Source organism: Novipirellula caenicola, assembly GCF_039545035.1.
GTDB lineage: Bacteria > Planctomycetota > Planctomycetia > Pirellulales > Pirellulaceae > Novipirellula > Novipirellula caenicola.
This window is the reverse complement of the sequence record NZ_BAABRO010000066.1, coordinates 1-1,707: the sequence shown is the minus strand read 5'-3', so window position 1 is coordinate 1,707 and position 1,707 is coordinate 1. Positions and strand designations below refer to the sequence as shown.

1 protein-coding gene is annotated in these 1,707 nt (G+C 55.7%); it reads left to right on the top strand.

Annotated features, from left to right (window positions below):
* The first annotated feature begins 117 nt into the window (after positions 1–117).
* Positions 118–1,668 (top strand): hypothetical protein, encoded by a 1,551-nt coding sequence (locus tag ABEA92_RS31270; protein WP_345689804.1) that lies wholly within the window; start codon positions 118–120, stop codon positions 1,666–1,668.
* Positions 1,669–1,707 lie beyond the last annotated feature (39 nt).

Below are 1,707 nucleotides of genomic sequence, written 5' to 3'. Positions count from 1 at the left end.
TGGGATGGTGAAACGCGACGAGTCTGGGGAGATTGGGAGGGCTGGGAAATGAGAAAACTGTTACGCTCCAGCGGATGAAGTCTCAATTTCAATCCGCCACGATGGAGCGTAACAGCGGTGTCATTATCATCCCTGCTTGCCAAACCTTTCAAGAGCCCTGCACGCTGTTTGATTGCTTCCCTGCTCAGGTCCAGGCAACGATGGAAAGAAAAGTATCAACGCTGCCGTGAGCAACACCGTGAGCTGCAAAAGCAACTCGATCAGAGCAACACGCAATCTCAAAAAAGTCTTCAACGGCTCCGGCAATGCCAAGCTGAAAAACAAGCACTCCTTGAGCGACTTTCCCAGGCTTCGCTCCAGCAGCAATGGCCTCGTCTTGCGGGACACCAATTCAGCCCCGAGATGATTGCGTTGGGGTGTCAGATGGCGGCCATCGTCGGATATCGAGCGGCTCCGAAAGCTCTCAAGCTCGTCAACGACACCTTGGCTTTGAATTTGAAAATTCCCTCACGCGATGCACTGCGAAACTGGACCTGCCGCTGTGGCGTGGCAATGCTGGAACACGAAAAGGCGGATGATTGGATCTGGATGATCGATCACAGCGTTCAGCTCGGAAAGATGAATGTGCTCGTCGTCTTGGGCATTCGCCAAAGTCAGCTTCCCTACCGGCAGGACCCTTCTAGCCGACCGCTGCGGCATGAAGATCTGCACGTGCTTGCAGTGCTGCCTTCGCATTCAAAGTCCAAGGAGCAAGTGATTGCCGATCTGCAGCCGCTGTCCGAGCGATTGGGAACCCCTTTGGCGGTCGTTTGCGACGGAGCGAGCGAACTTCGAGCGGCGGTTGAAAGTCTGCAAAACACCGATCCAACGCCCGCGGAGGAAGCCTCCCGCTCAGGTCCGGTTCATCTTGTCGACGTCAAGCACAAGATCGCCAGCGGCCTGAAGCGACTGCTTGCGGGCGATCAAGTGTTCGAAGACTTCTCAAAACGAACCGGACAGTGTGCTGCTTGGATTCGCCAAACCGAATTGGATCATCTGGTGCCACCGACCCGCAAAGACAAGTGCCGCTTTATGAACATTCATCGCGAGATTCGCTGGGCGAGGATGGTGCTTCGCCAGCTTGATCAAAAGGCCGACTGCAACGATGCCTTCTCGGTGCGTCTGCGCGAGAAACTTGGTTGGCTGGTCGAGTTTCGGCAATCGATCGAGCACTGGCAGCAGTGGTGTCGGTTGATTGGCACAACCCTTCGCTTGAGCAATCGGTACGGGGTTTATCGCGGCGGAAGTGCAGAACTTCGCAGTCGCTTGGAGTCCCTCGCAGTGGACCGGGAAGCGTGTGAGGGGGTGTGGCGGCTTGTCATCGATGCATACGGTGACAACGAACAGAAGCTCTTGGGAATGCCATCGACGGTGGATTGTTTACCGGGCAGCACGGAGATGCTCGAATCGATCTTTGGCAGCTACAAAGCGATGCAGGGTCATCACAACCGTGGGACGTTCACGACCCTGCTAGCAGCCCTTCCGACGCTGGTTCAACGATTCAGTGCGTCGAGCGTTCGGGATCATCTGACGCGAGTGAGCAACAAAGACTTGCAAGCCTGGCTGGTGCAACATGGCTTGAAGGATTCGACCCAATCGCGTCGCACGATCGCCTATGCAGGGGTGTAACAAAAACAAACCGGGGAAAATCCGCTTTTCACCATCCCA